The organism is Paenarthrobacter sp. OM7 (assembly GCF_029873575.1).
Lineage (GTDB): Bacteria > Actinomycetota > Actinomycetes > Actinomycetales > Micrococcaceae > Arthrobacter.
Map to the genome: position 1 here is coordinate 3673680 of NZ_CP123579.1, position 15521 is coordinate 3689200.

Genomic DNA, 15521 nt, shown 5'->3' on the forward strand with positions numbered 1-15521 from the left:
GACGGCGGCCCGGGCGGGAACCTCGCGGCAGGTTCCGCGCAGCAAAGATCGATGAATGATGAGGTTCACCATGTCCCAGGACACCACCGGATCCACGGCCACCGCTGCAGCTTCAACTGCTCAGAACGGGGCACACGTCGAGGCGCTTGAAAATCTCCTCCACGAGAACCGCAAGTTCGCGCCTTCCGCAGACTTCGCCGCGAACAGCGTGACAAACGCGGACGTCTATAAAGAGGCAGAAGCGGACCGTCCCGCGTTCTGGGCCAAGCAGGCCCGTGAGCTGTTGACCTGGGACAAGGACTTCACCGAGGCCTTGGATTGGTCCAACCCGCCGTTCGCCAAGTGGTTTGTCGGCGGCGAGATCAACGCAGCGTACAACGCGCTGGACCGCCATGTGGAGAACGGCTTGGGCGACCGGGTCGCCATTTACTTCGAAGGCGAACCCGGGGACACCCGGACCTACACCTATGCACAGCTGACCGAAGAGGTGAAGAAGGCCGCCAACGCGTTTGAGTCCCTCGGCGTGGCCAAGGGCGACCGCGTGGCCGTCTACCTGCCCATGATCCCCGAGGCCGTCATCACGCTCCTCGCCTGCGCCAGGATCGGGGCCGTGCACTCAGTGGTGTTCGGTGGCTTCTCCGCTGACGCGTTGCGCTCCCGGATCGAGGACGCCGAGGCCAAGCTCGTCATCACGGCCGATGGCACCTACCGCCGAGGCAAGCCCAGCGCCCTGAAGCCGGCCGTGGACGAGGCCCTCTCCAAAGAAGGTCATACGGTCCAGAACGTTGTGGTGGTCAAGCGCAACGGCGAGGACGTCAACTGGGTGGAGGGCCGCGACCTCTGGTGGTCTGACACGGTTGATAAAGCCGACATCGAGCACACCGCCGTCGGGCATGACTCCGAGCACCCGCTGTTCATCCTCTACACTTCCGGTACCACCGGAAAGCCCAAGGGCATCTTGCACACCACCGGCGGCTACCTCACCCAGGGCGCCTACACCCACAAGGCTGTATTCGACCTCCACCCGGAAACGGATGTGTACTGGTGCACCGCAGACGTCGGATGGGTTACCGGCCACTCCTACGTCACCTACGCCCCGCTGATCAACGGCGCCACCCAGGTCATGTACGAAGGCACCCCCGATTCCCCTCACCAGGGCCGCTGGTGGGAAATCGTGGAGAAGTACAAGGTCTCCATCCTCTACACCGCGCCCACCGCAATCCGGACGTTCATGAAATGGGGCCGGGACATCCCGGACAAGTACGATCTCTCCTCCATCCGCGTCCTGGGCTCCGTGGGCGAATCCATCAACCCCGAAGCGTGGATGTGGTACCGCGACGTCATCGGTGCCAACGCCGGCAAGAACGGCGAAAAGAAGGAACACCCGGCACCGATCGTGGACACCTGGTGGCAGACCGAAACCGGCGCACAGATGATCGCCCCGCTTCCCGGCGTCACAGCCACCAAACCCGGCTCGGCCCAGGTCCCACTGCCCGGCATCGCCGTAGACGTAGTGGACGAAGCCGGCCAGCCAGTAGCCAACGGTGAAGGCGGCTACTTGGTGGTCCGCGAACCGTGGCCGTCCATGCTGCGCGGCATCTGGGGCGACCCCGAGCGCTTCAAGGACACCTACTGGTCCCGCTTCGAGGCCATGTACTTCGCCGGCGACGGTGCCAAGAAGGACGAGGACGGCGACGTCTGGCTCCTGGGCCGCGTGGACGACGTCATGAACGTCTCCGGCCACCGCCTGTCCACTACGGAGATCGAGTCCGCACTGGTCAGCCACCCGTCCGTGGCTGAAGCAGCCGTGGTGGGTGCCGCTGACGAGACCACCGGACAGGCCGTGGTGGCGTTCGTCATCCTTCGCGGTGACGCCGTGAACAACGGCGACGAAACTGTCCTGGAACTGCGCAACCACGTGGGCAAGGAAATCGGCCCGATCGCCAAGCCCAAGCAGCTGCTGATCGTCCCGGAACTTCCCAAGACCCGCTCCGGCAAGATCGTCCGACGCCTTCTGAAGGACATCGCAGAAGGCCGCGACACCGGTGACGCCACCACCCTGGCAGACCCCGGCATCATGACCCAGATCGCTGATTCGCTCCGCAAGTAAGCAGTGGACGACGGCGCCGCTCACCTCCCGGGGTGAGCGGCGCCGTCGTGCGTTAATGCAGGTGCGTGACGCGTGAGTGAGGACGCCGCGACCCGATGAGCCGCCGGGCGGACGGGCCGCGTCCTAGACTGGAGCCAGACTCAGCCCCCTGTTTGACGAAGTTCCAGAAAGGCCCTGATGCTTCAGGCAGCACGCCACTCCGCCATCATCGACGCCGTCCAGCGTGAGCGCGTGGTCCGGGTCTCTGACCTCGCGCAATTGTTGGGTGTCTCCCCCATGACCGTCCGGCGGGACATCGAAGCACTGGAGGAATCCGGCCGCGTGGAACGTATCCATGGCGGAGCCAAGCTGCCCGGTGATGCAAGCACCCATGAACCGGGCTTTGAGCTGAAGTCCACGCAGCTTACCGCGGAGAAGCATGCCATTGCCGTCGAGGCTGCCTCGATGGTCCAGGAAGGCATGGCGATCGGACTCAGCGCCGGAACCACCACGTGGGCCCTTGCCCAGGAACTGGTCCACGGCCCCCGCATTACTGTGGTCACCAACTCCATCAGGATCGCCGACCTCTTTCATCACGGGTCCTCATCAGGGCCCGCCCGGTTCGGCTCCACAGTGATCCTGATCGGCGGCGAGCGCACACCGTCGGACGCGCTGGTGGGTCCCATTGCCACCTCTTCGCTCAAGCAACTTCACCTGGACGTCCTGTTCCTGGGAGTCCACGGCATGGATGCCCAGGCCGGCTTCACCACCCCGAACCTGCTGGAAGCAGAAACTGACCGGGCCTTCATGACGTCCGCACGGAGCACCGTTGTGTTGGCCGACCACAGCAAGTGGGGCGTGGTGGGCATCGCTTCGATCGCCCAGTTGGAAGAGGCCGACGAGCTGATCACCGATTCGCTGCTGGGCGAGGACGCCCGACGCGTGCTGGCCGAGAATGTGGCCAAGTTGAGGATCGCCGGAGTCTAACCCAGCCACCTGCGTCTCATACCCCGGGTGGAGGCGTGGCCGCAGAGTTCAGCCGCGGGACTGACGCCGGCGGAGGTGCCCTTCGGGGAAGCTGGATTTATGAACGCCATCCTCCACGCCCAGCAACTCACCAAGCATTACCCCGGCAGCATTGCGCTGGACCACGTCGACTTCACCGCGAACTCCGGCGAATCCATCGCGATCATCGGACCCTCCGGGTCGGGCAAGACCACCCTGCTGCACTGCCTCGCCGGAATTTTGAGGCCCGACGCCGGTTCGATCACCTTGAACACGCCAACGGCACCTTTGCGCCTGGATACCCTGGGCGACGCAGCGTTGTCCCGCCTGCGCAGGGAAGAGTTCGGCTTCGTGTTCCAGCAGGGCATGCTCCTCCCGGAACTGACCGCCGTGGAGAACGTTGCACTGGCGCTGATGCTCAACGGCACAGACCGCACAACCTCCGAGTCCCGGGCTGCCGAGTGGCTTGGAGCGTTGGGCCTTGCCGGTATGGAGCAGCGCCGCTTGGGCGAGCTGTCCGGCGGACAGGTCCAGCGGGTAGCCATCGCCCGGGCACAAGTCACGGGCGCCCGGGTTGTCTTCGCCGATGAGCCCACCGGCGCCTTGGACTCGACCACGTCCAATGAAGTCCTGGACGTCCTGCTTCGCTCGGTGGCAGCCAACGGTCGCACGTTGCTGGTAGTCACCCACGATCCCAACGTGGCAGCCCGATGCCAGCGCGTGGTGGAGTTGCGCGACGGCAGGATCGTGGCGGACAGCGGCAGAACCGCCCAGCCAGGGTCACCCGCTCAGCCGGGCACCACCCCCGCTGCACCGGTTGCCACGGCGGCACCGTCCACCCACAACTTCAAGGGTGCCTTCAATGTCTAGCCTCTCCATGGCCCTCAGGCTCACCCCGTACCTTGCGCGGAGCAACGGCAGCAGCCTCCGCGAAACAGGCCTCCGCGACGCCGGCCTGCCGGTCCTCGCTTTCGGAACCGTCACGGCCCTACTGCTCACTGTTGCCGGCGGCTCGCAGGTTTTCTGGTCCTGGTCCGACGACATCGCAGGCACTTACCAAGCGCTCGCCGTCGTCGCCATGGTCTTGCTCATCATCCCGCTCCTGACGCTGGGCGCCTCGGCCGCGCGACTGGCCGCCCGCCGTCGTGATGACCGCTTGGCTTCCTTGCGCCTGCTGGGCGCCAACAGCGCCACCGTGGTGTGGATGACCGTCATCGAGTCCACAGTGCTCGCGGCGGTGGGAGCGCTGGCGGGCGCGGGACTATACGCGTGCGTTGCACCGTTCCTCGGCCTGATCCAGTTCCGCGGCCAAGCCATAGGCGGCCATGCTTGGCTGTCCGTGCCCTCCATCCTCGGTTGCATCCTGGGCGTCTGCGTGCTGGCCGCGGCGAGCGCCGCCCTTGGACTGCGGAAAGTCGTGGTCACCCCGTTGGGCGTCAGGACCAGGCAAACGGCCGACGGCGCGCATTGGGTTCGCGGACTCATCGCCGCTGTCGTGGTGGTGGTCGGAGTCATCGCGATGGGGATGCTCAGCAGCTTTGGTGCGTTCATCGTCATCATCGCGGTGATGGGCGGCTGCTTTGGCTTGGCACTGCTCGCCTTGAACCTGATGGGTCCTTGGATCCTGCGGTTGCGCGCGTCCTCGCAGCTCAAGCGGGCCAAGCGACCCGAGCAATTGCTGGCCGCCCGGACAGTTCTGGAGAGCCCCAAGGAATCGTGGCGGCAAGTTGGGGGCGTCGCGATGACCAGCTTTGTGGGGGTGTTCGTGGGCGTCGGCATGGCTGTGGCCGACACCATGGGCGGCAGCGCCACGGATGAGACGGCGTTGTTGGTGCGGGACATCAACACCGGCGTGATGATCACCCTGTTGGGTTCATTCCTGATGGTGGCCTGCTCAGCCGGCGTGAACCAGGCGGCAGCAGTTCTTGACCGGGCGTCCACCTTGGTGGCCCTGGACCGGGTGGGCATGCCGCGCAAACTCATGGTGGCTGCGCGGGTCAAGGCCGTCATGTCCCCGCTGTTCCTGGTGGCCGGCATCTCTGCGGCTGCTGCGGCCGCGCTGGTCCTGCCGTTGACGGGCATGGTGTTGTTGACCCAGCCCGTGGTGTTCCTGACCATCGGCGGAGTGTTCGCCGCCGGTTTCCTGCTGGTCCGTCTGGCCGTCGCTGCCGGGACAGCGCAGATCAGCCAGGTGCTGGCCCGCCCGGAGCGTTACGCGAGCATGGACTCCTGACCCGACCGTCCGCCGTCGCAACCTCCCGCGGGCTATTTGCAGCCGCAGGACTGTCGGATGATCAGCTCGGTGGGCAGGATGTGGTGCTGTGGTTCCTCGGCGCGGCCCTTGCCTACCAACGCACGAACGGCGGCTTCGGCCATCAGTTGGACCGGCTGCGCCACCGTAGTCAGTGCGGGCCAACTGTATTCGGAGTCCAACGACCCATCGAAGGACACCAGCGCCATGTCCTCGGGCACCCGGACTCCGGCCTCGTGGAAGGCCCGGAGGATGCCGATGGCCTGCATGTCGTTACTGGCAAAGATCGCAGTGGGCCGGTTGGCCATGGACAGGAATCGCTTGCCCACTTCGTAGCCGCCGGGCCGGGTGAACGGACTGTGCAGCATAGGGCCATCCGGCAGGCCCGCTTCACGCAGCGTGGCCAGCCAGCCAACTTCGCGTCCGTCCAGTTGATTGCCGGTGTTGGTGCCGATGGCCAGGCCGATGTTCGTGTGTCCATGGCCTATCAGGTGCTGGACAGCGGCACGGCCGCCAGCTTCCAAGTCCACGCCAACGCTGGCGAAACCCGGCGGGGATCCTGCGTTGTTCAAGAGGACTGACGGGATTTCCGAGGCCTCCAACTCCGTGACGTCGGGGTCGAACACACAGCTGGCCAGAAACACGCCGTCCACCTGGCGTGCGGCCAGGGTCCGGATATTCTTCCGCTCGCGGGTCAGGCTGCCATCCGAGTTGGTGAGAACCATGCCGTAGCCCAAGTCCGATGCCGCTTCTTCCACAGCATGGGCCAGATGCGTGAAGAACGGGTTGGTGTTGTCCGGCACCACAACGCCGATTGTCTCGCTTGAACCGAGCTTCAGTGCCCGCGCCGCAGCGTTGGGCCGGTACCCCAGCACACGGATGGCGTCACGCACCTTGGCTTCCGTGGCGGGGGCAACGTTCTTGGGCCCACCGTTCACCACATAACTCACGACGGCGGTACTCACCCCGGCGTACCGGGCCACGTCTTTGCGTGTAACCGGGCCGCGCGGGGTTTGTACTGCTGTTGTTGTCATGAGGTAAATGCTAGCTACTCCACAGGAGCATCACCGAAGTCGCGGATGGGGAGCCGTTCCCCATCACGAAGTGCGGATTCGTGGGCGACGATCCCGGGGAGGGTGAAGCGGGCCGCCACCCAGGCGTTGACCGGTGGAAGCGTCCGGTTGTTCACCGCCGTCACAAAGTCGTCCACCAGGAATTGGTGGCTGCCTTCGTGCCCGTTGGGTGCGCCCAGGAACTCGTCGGGCAAACGGGACTGATCGTGAACCGGCGCAAGGCCTGAGATGAAGGCGTCGCGCAGGTGCGGCGCCACGTCTGCCAGGGAGGGATCATCGGCGGACATGGTCGGTTTGGTTTCCACCTGCTCGGATACGTCCTGCACGGAAGATTTGTCCTGCCACACGGTGGTGGTGGCGAGTTGTTCAAAGCTGGCCTCCGTGCCAAAGAAACGGAAGCGTGATTCCCGGATGTGCGAGGGGTAGCCGACGCGGCGCATCTCATTGGTGCGCATCGCGCCGCCGTCGTTCATTTCGAACAGCGCCGTGGCGTTGGAAAAGTCGTTGGCGAACATGCTGACTTCCTTGTCGAAGACACCGTCGCCGCGCTGGTCCTTCACTCCGATGCAGCTGACACTGACCGCGTGTCCGGGAACAGCGCCAAGGACACCGCCGATTGCGTGGGTCGGGTAGAGCATGGGCGGGTAGCTGGCAGTTTTCTTCCAATGCTCTCCGCCGCTGTACTGGTAGGCCTCGTAGAATCCCAGGTCCATGTCGTGGACGTAGTCGCCCTCGGTGTAGAAGATCCTGCCGAATTTGCCGGCGGCGTGCTGCTGGCGGGCGAACACGGTGGCGGGGTTGTAATAGCTGGTCTCCCCCATCGCATACACAAGCTTGGTCTCCCGTACGGCTTCGATGATCCGGGCGATTTCTTCTTCGGAAATGGCCATCGGCACGGCTGAATAGACGTGCTTTCCAGCGCGCAGGGCACGCTCGACCAAGGGCCCGTGGGTCCACCGCTGCGTGAAGATGGCAACAGCATCGACGTCGGACTCCAACAACTCCTCAAAGCTGCCCTTGACGCCGTCCAGGCCCCAGCGTTCCTGGGCTGCAGCTGCACGTTCGGGGAGTTCATCCACTGCGTAAACCGCACTGACGCCCGGGTGGAGCTTGAACAAGTGCGCGAACTGGCTGCCGAACTGCCCGACACCCACAACACCGATCGAAAACGTCATTGTTTGCCTTTCCTGAAGCTGCAGGCGCAGCTTGCGAAGCGTCCCTTTTTGGGTTCCACATGAGTCTTCCACCGCTATCTACACGAGTCAACAAAAGAAACAGATTCGAACAATTTTCACCAAAATTTCCAGTCACGTCTTGCGCTTGCCAAATCTACTCGTGTAGATTCTCCTCCAGTTGTTACCCACATCACAGTCAGGAAAGGGTCGACGATGACCACGCTAACCAAGCAACCCGGGAAGGCTTCGGGGCGTTCCGGAGACAGCCACGGGCGCAAGCTCCAACCGGCCAAACGCAGCATGACCAGCCGCCTCGGCGACCTGAAAATCGCTCTCTTCTTCATCTTCCCGGCCGTGATCGGCTTCGTAGCTTTCTTCCTGGTCCCCACCATCCGCGGCATCTACCTCAGCTTCACGGAATACAGCATCCTGGGTGAACCCACCTGGATCGGGATCAAGAACTACACCGCGATCTTCGCCGATGAACTGTTCTGGAACGCCATGGGGGTCACCCTCCAGTACGTCGGCCTCAACATCGGATTCCAGACCGTCATTGCCTTGGGTCTGGCCTTGCTGATGCACCGGGTTGCCAAATCCACATTCGTCCGCGGGGCACTGTTGCTCCCCTTCTTGGTGGCCAACGTCATCGTCGCCCTCCTTTGGTTCTGGATGCTTGACTACCAGCTGGGCATCGTCAATGAAGTCATGAGCTGGCTGGGACTTCCCCGCGTCGCCTTCTTCGGCAGCGAACAATGGGCCATCCCCACCATCGCGTTCGTGAACGTGTGGCGGCACATGGGCTACACCGCGCTCCTGATTTTCGCCGGGCTGCAATCCATCCCCAACCACCTCTATGAGGTTGCAAACCTCGACGGCGCGTCCCCCACCAGGACGTTCTGGAGCGTCACCATGCCGCTGCTCCGCCCCGTGTTGGTGTTGGTGTTGGTAGTCACCGTGATCGGTTCCTTCCAGGTGTTCGACACTGTGGCCGTCACCACCAACGGTGGCCCCGTCAACGCCTCCCGCGTGATCCAGATGTACATCTACCAAAAAGCCTTCGGCGAGTCCGACTTCGGCTACGCCTCCGCCCTGTCCGTCATCCTCTTCGTCATTCTCGCCCTGGTGGCCTTCGTGCAAATGAAGTTCCTCAAGGGCAATGAATCGGACCTGGACTAAGCCGGATGTGGACTAAGGAAACCGCCATGACTACCTCAACCATTTCGCGTAAGAAGCCCCTCAACTGGCGCCGGATCGGCGCGTGGGTGCTGGTCGCCGTCGCCCTCGCCATCACCATCGCACCGTTCCTGTGGATGCTGCGGACGGCATTGTCGAGCAACAGCGCGCTGGCCTCCAACGCCGGAAACCTCCTGCCGGCCGATTTCAGCTGGGGCGCGTTCAAACGCGTACTTGGCCTGCAAACCACCGAAGAAGCGATAGCCGACGGCGGCTCCGGTGCGGCCATCAACTTCTGGCTTTACCTGCGCAACTCCATCATCTTCGCCACCATCACCACGGCCGGCCAGGTGTTCTTCAGCGCGATGGCCGCCTACGCCTTCGCACGGTTGCGTTGGCCAGGCCGGAACAAAGTGTTCGCCATTTTCCTGACCACCATGATGGTTCCCCCGATCTTCACTGCCCTGCCCAACTTCCTGATGATCAAGAACCTCGGGCTGCTGAACACCATGGCCGGAATGTCCCTGCCGTTCCTGTTCATGACGCCCTTCGCCATCTTCTTCCTGCGGCAGTTCTTCCTTAGCATGTCCCGCGAAGTGGAGGAAGCGGCAATGCTCGACGGCGCCAAGCACCTGCGTATTTTCTTCCAGATTGTGCTTCCCAACGCCGCCGCCCCCATCGCCACCCTGGCGCTGCTGACCTTCATCGGTCAATGGAACGAATACTTCTGGCCGCTGCTGGTGGGCCAGGACGAGAACGTCCGCGTGCTCACGGTGGGGCTGAGCGTCTTCAAGTCACAGTCACCGCAAGGCGCCTTGGACTGGTCCGGGCTCATGGCCGGGACCCTCGTGGCTGCGCTGCCGATCTTCCTGCTGTTCATCGCCTTCGGCAAGAAGGTAGTCAACTCCATCGGATTCTCCGGAATCAAGTAACCCCTCTGTAAAACCCCTGAAAGGTTCGCTATGAAGAAAACTCTCGGCGTCGCCGCTGCTGCCGCCGCCATCGCCCTGACCCTGTCCGCCTGTGGCGGTTCCTCCCCTGCTTCCACCGATGCCAAGGGTGAGATCAACTATTGGCTCTGGGACGCCAACCAACTCCCGGCGTACCAGCAATGCGCGGACGATTTCACCAAGGCCAACCCGGACATCAAGGTCAAGATCACCCAGCGCGGGTGGGACGACTACTGGACCACCCTGACCAATGGCTTCGTGGCCGGAACAGCACCTGACGTCTTTACCAACCACCTCTCCAAATACCCCGAGTACGCAGCCAAGAAGCAGTTGCTCTCCCTGGATGAGGCTGTGGAGAAGGACGGCATCAAGCTGGACGCGTACACCAAGGGACTTGCGGAGCTTTGGGTAGGCCAGGATGGCAAGCGCTACGGCCTTCCGAAGGACTGGGACACCGTGGGCCTGTTCTACAACAAGGCCATGACTGACGCCGCCGGAATCACTGCGGAGCAAATGGCTTCGCTTGATTGGAACCCGAAGGATGGCGGCAGCTACGAGAAGACCATCGCCAGGCTGACCGTGGACAAGAACGGCAAGCGTGGCGACGAGGCAGGCTTCGATAAGAACAACGTCGCTACCTACGGGCTGGGCCTGACGGGCAGCGGCTCGGGCCAGGGCCAGACCGAGTGGAGCTTCCTCACCGCCACCACCGGCTGGACCGCAACCGACAAGAACCCGTGGGGCAGCAAGTTCAACTACGACGACCCCCGCTTCCAGGAGACCATCGCTTGGTGGGCCGGCTTGGTGGACAAGGGGTACATGCCCAAGCTGGAGACCACGGTGGGTGCCAGCATGCCGGACAGCTTCGGCGCTGGAAAGTCCGCGATCAACACCAACGGTGACTGGTTGATCGGCCAGTACCAGACCTACAAGGGCATCGAGACTGCCTTCGCCCCCACCCCCAAGGGCCCCAACGGCGAGCGCGCTTCCATGTTCAACGGCTTGGCCGACTCCATTTGGGCCGGCACCAAGAACCCGGGCGCCAGCATCAAGTGGGTCGAGTACCTCGGCTCTTCCGCTTGCCAGGACGTAGTGGCCAGCAAGGCTGTGGTTTTCCCGGCCCTTACCAGCTCCTCCGAGATTGCCGCCAAAGCCTTCTCTGACAAGGGCACCGACGTCTCAGCCTTCACCACCCATGTCAAGGACGGCACCACGTTCCTCTTTCCCATCGCAGACAAGGCGGCCAAGGTTGACGGCATCATGAAGCCGGCCATGGATGCAGTGCTGTCCGGCAAGAAGCCCGCGTCCTCATTGACCGAAGCGAACAACCAGGTCAACAACCTCTTCAAATAGCCCCACCCCGTTCCAATCCCACACCCGTTGTAACCCCACCCGTTGTGTGGCCCGCTCTGCACGCTATTTCCCTCGCGAAGCGTGTAGAGCGGGCCCCGCAACACCCCTCCCGAACCCGAAACTGAAAGTGACCCACCTTTATGCAACCGCTCCACCTCCGTTCCGCAGGTATCAGCCTGGTGATCAGCACCCACCGTGGAGAGGCCGAGATATCCCACTGGGGAGCAGATTTGGGCGACACCCTCCCGGACCTGGCCATCCTCAACGAGCCCATCCCACCGTCCTCGATCGACGCCAACGTCTCCGCCGGCCTCCTCCCCCAGGCTTCCTCGGCGTGGCAGGGCAGGCCCGGACTCCGTGGCCACCGCATCACCGACGGCGTCCCCGGCTTTGATTTCTCCGTTCGCCTGCGCGTGGTGAGCGCGACGACGGACGGCAGCACCGCGGGCGGGTCCACCGCCGTCGTGGTTCAGTCAGATCCCGACGCCGGAATCACCGTCACGTCCAACCTCACCCTGCACCCGGGCGGACTGCTCGAACTGAAGCACACTGTGAGGAACGACGGCACCTCGCCTTACCAGGTGGACGAGTTGGCGACGATGCTCCCGGTGGCGCCGGACGCCGTCGAACTTTTGGATTTGACCGGCCGCTGGTGCCGTGAACGTCACCCGCAGCGCAGGTCCATCCAGCAGGGAACATGGGTCCGCACCGGGCGGCACGGCCGCACCGGGCACGACTCTTCACTCCTGCTGGCTGCCGGAACATCCGGCTTCGGCAACAGGCACGGCAAGGTGTGGGCCACGCATTTGGCATGGAGCGGCAACCACGAGGAATTCGCGGACAACGTTGCTGATGGGCGCACCGTGATAGGTGGCTCCGAGCTGCTGGGACCGGCTGAAGTGGTCCTGCAACCCGGTGAAAGTTACACCACCCCTGCCCTGTTCGCGGCGTACTCAGACCGCGGCCTGGATGGCATCAGCGAGGCGTTCTACAGCTGGTTCCGCTCGCGGCCGCACCATGTGGGCGCGCTTTCGGGCAAGCCCCGCCCGGTAGTCCTCAACACCTGGGAAGCGGTCTACTTCGACCACAACCTGGACACCCTGATGGAGCTGGCCGAGTCCGCTGCCGACCTTGGCGTGGAGCGCTTCGTGCTCGACGACGGCTGGTTCCGCGGGCGCCGCGACGACCACGCCGGGCTGGGCGACTGGTACGTGGACGAGACTGTGTGGCCCCACGGGCTGACGCCGTTGATTGACGCCGTGACCTCGCGCGGCATGGAGTTTGGCCTCTGGGTGGAACCGGAAATGATCAACCTCGACTCCGACATCGCCCGGGCGCATCCGGAATGGCTCGTAGGACCCTCTGCCGCTTCCCACAAGGACGGCGGCAGGCTGCCGCTGGAGTGGCGGCAGCAGCACGTGATCGACCTCGTGAATCCGGACGCGTGGCAGTACATTTTCGAGCGTATGGACACTTTGCTGGGCGAGAATGACATCAGCTATCTCAAGTGGGACCAGAACCGGGACCTCGTGGAGCATGGGCATGCAGGCCGGGCCTCCGTTCACGAACAGACCTTGGCTGCGTACCGGCTCTTCGACGCCCTCCGTGCGGCCCACCCGGGGGTGGAGATCGAGAGTTGCTCCTCCGGTGGCGCGCGGGTTGACCTCGGGATCCTTGAGCGTACGGACCGCATCTGGGCTTCGGACTGCAACGACGCCCTGGAACGCCAAACCATCCAACGCTGGACCGGCATGGTGGTTCCGCCGGAGCTGGTGGGTGGGCACATTGGTCCTACGACGTCGCACACCACGGGGCGGACGCACGACCTCTCCTTCCGTGCCATCACCGCATTGTTTGGGCACTTCGGCATGGAGTGGGACGTCCGCTCCGTCACCGGGGCGGAACGCGGGGAACTCAAGCGGTTCATCGGCCTCTACAAGGACCACCGCGGCCTCATCCACAGTGGACGAATGGTCCGTGCCGACCTGCCGGACGAATCGCTCATGCTCCACGGCGTTGTTGCGGACGCTGAAGGGCTCGACGCCGGAATTGCGGCAGGTGCCACGGCCGCGCTGTTCGCCGTAGTCAAGACCCGGACGGGGTTGGCCGAGCAGCCCGGACGGGTTGCCATTCCTGGGTTGGACCCTTCGCGTTCATACCGTGTAGAGGCCGTCTTCCCCTCCCCAGGGGACGCCGACTACGGGCACACGTTCATTGAGGCCAAGCCGGCGCCCTGGCTGGACTCCGGGGCCGAAGCCACGGGCCTGTTCCTGGGCGAAGTGGGCCTCCCCATGCCGGTCTTGAACCCTGAGCACGCCATCCTGCTGCGGTTCACGGCCCTCTGACCCTCTCTCACATCCCACGGGCTTCCCGGGTACCCTCTCTCACCTAACGCGGGCTTGAGCCGAACGCTCTTCCACATCCCACGGGCTTGAGCCGGACGCTCTTCCACATCCCACGGGCTTCCCGGGAACCCTCGCTCACGTACCAAGGGCTTCCCGGGAACCCTCGCTCACCTCACGCGTGGTTTAGACGGCGTCCGCCAAGTAGTCGATGGCCAGCTTGTACCCGAGCACACCCGCACCGACGATGATCGCGGTGCAGACGCCCGACAAGTACGAGTGGTGGCGGAACTCTTCACGCTGGTGGACGTTGGTGATGTGGACTTCGACGGCGGGAAGCTGCACTGCGGCCAGGGCGTCACGAAGTGCCACGGAGGTGTGCGTGTAGGCCCCGGCGTTGATGACAATCCCAACGGCCGTCCCACGTGCGGCGTGGATCGCGTCCAGGAGATCGCCTTCGTGGTTCGACTGCACGCAGTCAACAGTGAAGCCATGGGCCGCAGCCGCCGACATGGCGAGTTGCTCGACGTCGGCCAGTGTGGACGTTCCGTACTTCTCCGGCTCGCGGGTGCCCAGCAGATTCAAGTTGGGGCCGTTGATCACAAGGATGGTGCCGCGACCGGCTTCGGTGGCGGGAGTGGCTTCAGTCATGGCTCCCAATCTATAGCGGCGCAGGAACGCAGGGGAACCGTGCCCGCTCCGTGAGAGGTCAGAGCCCGAAAACACCCACCATGTGGGAGAAACCCTACTTACGCGTGCACTGTCCAGGCGAGACCGGGCTGCTGAGTCCGGAAGCCTGCGCCGCTACTGGCTCCAGGTCTGCCATGGTGAGGGCAAAGCCGAGGGCGGCATCGGTGGTGGTCTTGGCGAAGATCAGCCCGGCCACCTCGCCCTGCATGGTCAGCAGCGGACCGCCGGAGTTGCCCGGCTGGACATCACCGGCCAGCTTGTAGACCAGCTCCGGAGAGGGATTGTCGCCGTAGATGTCCGGGACAATGATGGTCGAAATTCCTTGGACGGTGGCCGGCTTTGATTGGAAAGGACCGCCGTGCGGGTACCCGGCAAAGGCGGCAGGGCTGCCTTCGGGCAGGTCGGCACTCATCGGCAGTGGGCTGGACTGCAGCCCCTCCACGGCCAGGACTGCGATGTCCCGCTGGGGGTCGAAGTACACCACCCGACCCGGCAACGCACCGCCGTCGGGAACTTCCACCACCGGCTGCGACACGCCCGCCACAACGTGTGCGTTGGTCACGACGCGCCCGGGCGAGACGACGAATCCGGACCCCGTCTGGTTCTGGCCACATTCAAACGCTGTACCCGCGATCTTGAGGACGGACTCTGCAGCCTGGTTAAGGGCAGGAGTGTCCGTTGAGGCATTGGGGACGGGGACCGGAGTCACGGGGCCGATGCCCTCGATGAGCTTGGGGATGCCGTCGCCGATCACGGTGGACCGCAACTGCGCCATGGTGCTCTTGACGGGCGTTGGAGTGATGGTGTCGATGTAGCGGATCACGCGGGAGCCGGCCAGTTGCTGCGAAACAAAGGGCACACCCAGCGAACTGATGCTGAACGCCAGCATGGACATGACCAGCGCCGCCACCACCACGCTCACCACGCCACCGATCAACCGGTCAACGGCGTGCAGCGGCTTGATCCGCACGGCGTGGCGGATTTTGCGCCCGATCATGGTTCCCAGCCCATGACCCAAAGCAATAAGCACGACGGCGGCACCCACCGTGGCGGTCAGCCTCCAGCCGCTGTCCGTCACCCATCCGCTCACCAGGGGCACGGCAACGAAGGCCGCAATGGCACCGACCACAAATCCGGCAATTCCACCCAGCGTGACCATAAAGCCGTTGCGCAGGCCATAGATCAGGTAGGACAGCAGCATCAAGATCAATGCCAAATCCAATATCGTCAAGCCAAACACCAATGCTCCTCATAGCCGGGTAGCGCCAATTGTAGTTGCGGACCCTGACAACCAACCGTTAGTCACATCACCCGCAGCAGCCCCCAAAAGCCGGTTCAGGGCCGCCATTTGCAGTGTTCCGCGGCCGAAATCCGCGTAGTTTCAGCGTTTCACGTGCCAAGTACGTCACAGAAGCCTAAA

General features: G+C 63.9%; 12 protein-coding genes. 8 read left to right on the forward strand and 4 right to left on the reverse strand.

The genetic code is table 11. The features are described 5' to 3' along the window. The first annotated feature begins 70 nt into the window (after positions 1 to 70). The 4 genes from acs to QEH68_RS16900 all read left to right on the forward strand — a co-directional run bounded on the left by acs (position 71) and on the right by QEH68_RS16900 (position 5327). Complete coding sequence (gene acs / locus QEH68_RS16885) at positions 71 to 2110, forward strand: acetate--CoA ligase (protein ID WP_280628034.1); 2040 nt, start codon at positions 71 to 73, stop codon at positions 2108 to 2110. Positions 2111 to 2287: 177 nt separating this feature from the next. Next, positions 2288 to 3076: a DeoR/GlpR family DNA-binding transcription regulator gene (locus QEH68_RS16890; RefSeq protein WP_280623491.1), complete on the forward strand. Its 789-nt coding sequence runs from the start codon at positions 2288 to 2290 to the stop codon at positions 3074 to 3076. A 99-nt stretch (positions 3077 to 3175) separates the two neighbouring features. After that, the gene (locus QEH68_RS16895) at positions 3176 to 3964 is read left to right on the forward strand and encodes an ABC transporter ATP-binding protein (RefSeq protein WP_280623492.1); all 789 of its coding nucleotides are present in this window, start codon (positions 3176 to 3178) and stop codon (positions 3962 to 3964) included. Next, the gene (locus QEH68_RS16900; RefSeq protein WP_280623493.1) at positions 3957 to 5327 is read left to right on the forward strand and encodes an FtsX-like permease family protein; all 1371 of its coding nucleotides are present in this window, start codon (positions 3957 to 3959) and stop codon (positions 5325 to 5327) included. Before QEH68_RS16895 ends, QEH68_RS16900 begins: the two co-directional genes overlap by 8 nt. A 32-nt stretch (positions 5328 to 5359) precedes the next feature. Here the strand turns inward: QEH68_RS16900 and QEH68_RS16905 are convergent, their stop codons facing one another. Further along, on the reverse strand, positions 5360 to 6379 hold the full coding sequence (locus QEH68_RS16905; protein ID WP_207594574.1) for a LacI family DNA-binding transcriptional regulator: 1020 nt from the start codon (positions 6377 to 6379) through the stop codon (positions 5360 to 5362). A 14-nt stretch (positions 6380 to 6393) separates the two neighbouring features. Then, positions 6394 to 7593: a Gfo/Idh/MocA family oxidoreductase gene (locus tag QEH68_RS16910; protein WP_280623494.1), complete on the reverse strand. Its 1200-nt coding sequence runs from the start codon at positions 7591 to 7593 to the stop codon at positions 6394 to 6396. Between the two features lie 300 nt (positions 7594 to 7893). On the opposite strand from QEH68_RS16910, the gene QEH68_RS16915 reads away from it, so the two are divergent. From QEH68_RS16915 to QEH68_RS16930, 4 genes are all read left to right on the forward strand, one after another. Continuing rightward, entirely contained in the window at positions 7894 to 8769 is an 876-nt protein-coding gene (locus tag QEH68_RS16915) for a sugar ABC transporter permease (protein ID WP_280628035.1), read from the forward strand. A gap of 26 nt (positions 8770 to 8795) precedes the next feature. Beyond that, entirely contained in the window at positions 8796 to 9698 is a 903-nt protein-coding gene (locus QEH68_RS16920) for a carbohydrate ABC transporter permease (protein WP_207594578.1), read from the forward strand. A 30-nt stretch (positions 9699 to 9728) separates the two neighbouring features. Further along, positions 9729 to 11069 carry a sugar ABC transporter substrate-binding protein gene (locus QEH68_RS16925; protein WP_280623495.1) on the forward strand — a complete coding sequence of 447 codons (1341 nt, stop codon included), beginning with the start codon at positions 9729 to 9731 and terminating at the stop codon, positions 11067 to 11069. Between the two features lie 140 nt (positions 11070 to 11209). Beyond that, complete coding sequence (locus tag QEH68_RS16930; RefSeq protein ID WP_280623496.1) at positions 11210 to 13414, forward strand: alpha-galactosidase; 2205 nt, start codon at positions 11210 to 11212, stop codon at positions 13412 to 13414. 183 nt (positions 13415 to 13597) lie between these two features. Here QEH68_RS16930 and aroQ read toward each other — a convergent pair whose 3' ends face one another. Next, positions 13598 to 14062 carry a type II 3-dehydroquinate dehydratase gene (gene aroQ / locus QEH68_RS16935; protein WP_091549676.1) on the reverse strand — a complete coding sequence of 155 codons (465 nt, stop codon included), beginning with the start codon at positions 14060 to 14062 and terminating at the stop codon, positions 13598 to 13600. Between the two features lie 94 nt (positions 14063 to 14156). Further along, a complete protein-coding gene (locus QEH68_RS16940; RefSeq protein ID WP_280623497.1) occupies positions 14157 to 15341 on the reverse strand; it encodes a MarP family serine protease in 1185 nt (394 codons plus the stop codon). Positions 15342 to 15521: the final 180 nt, after the last annotated feature.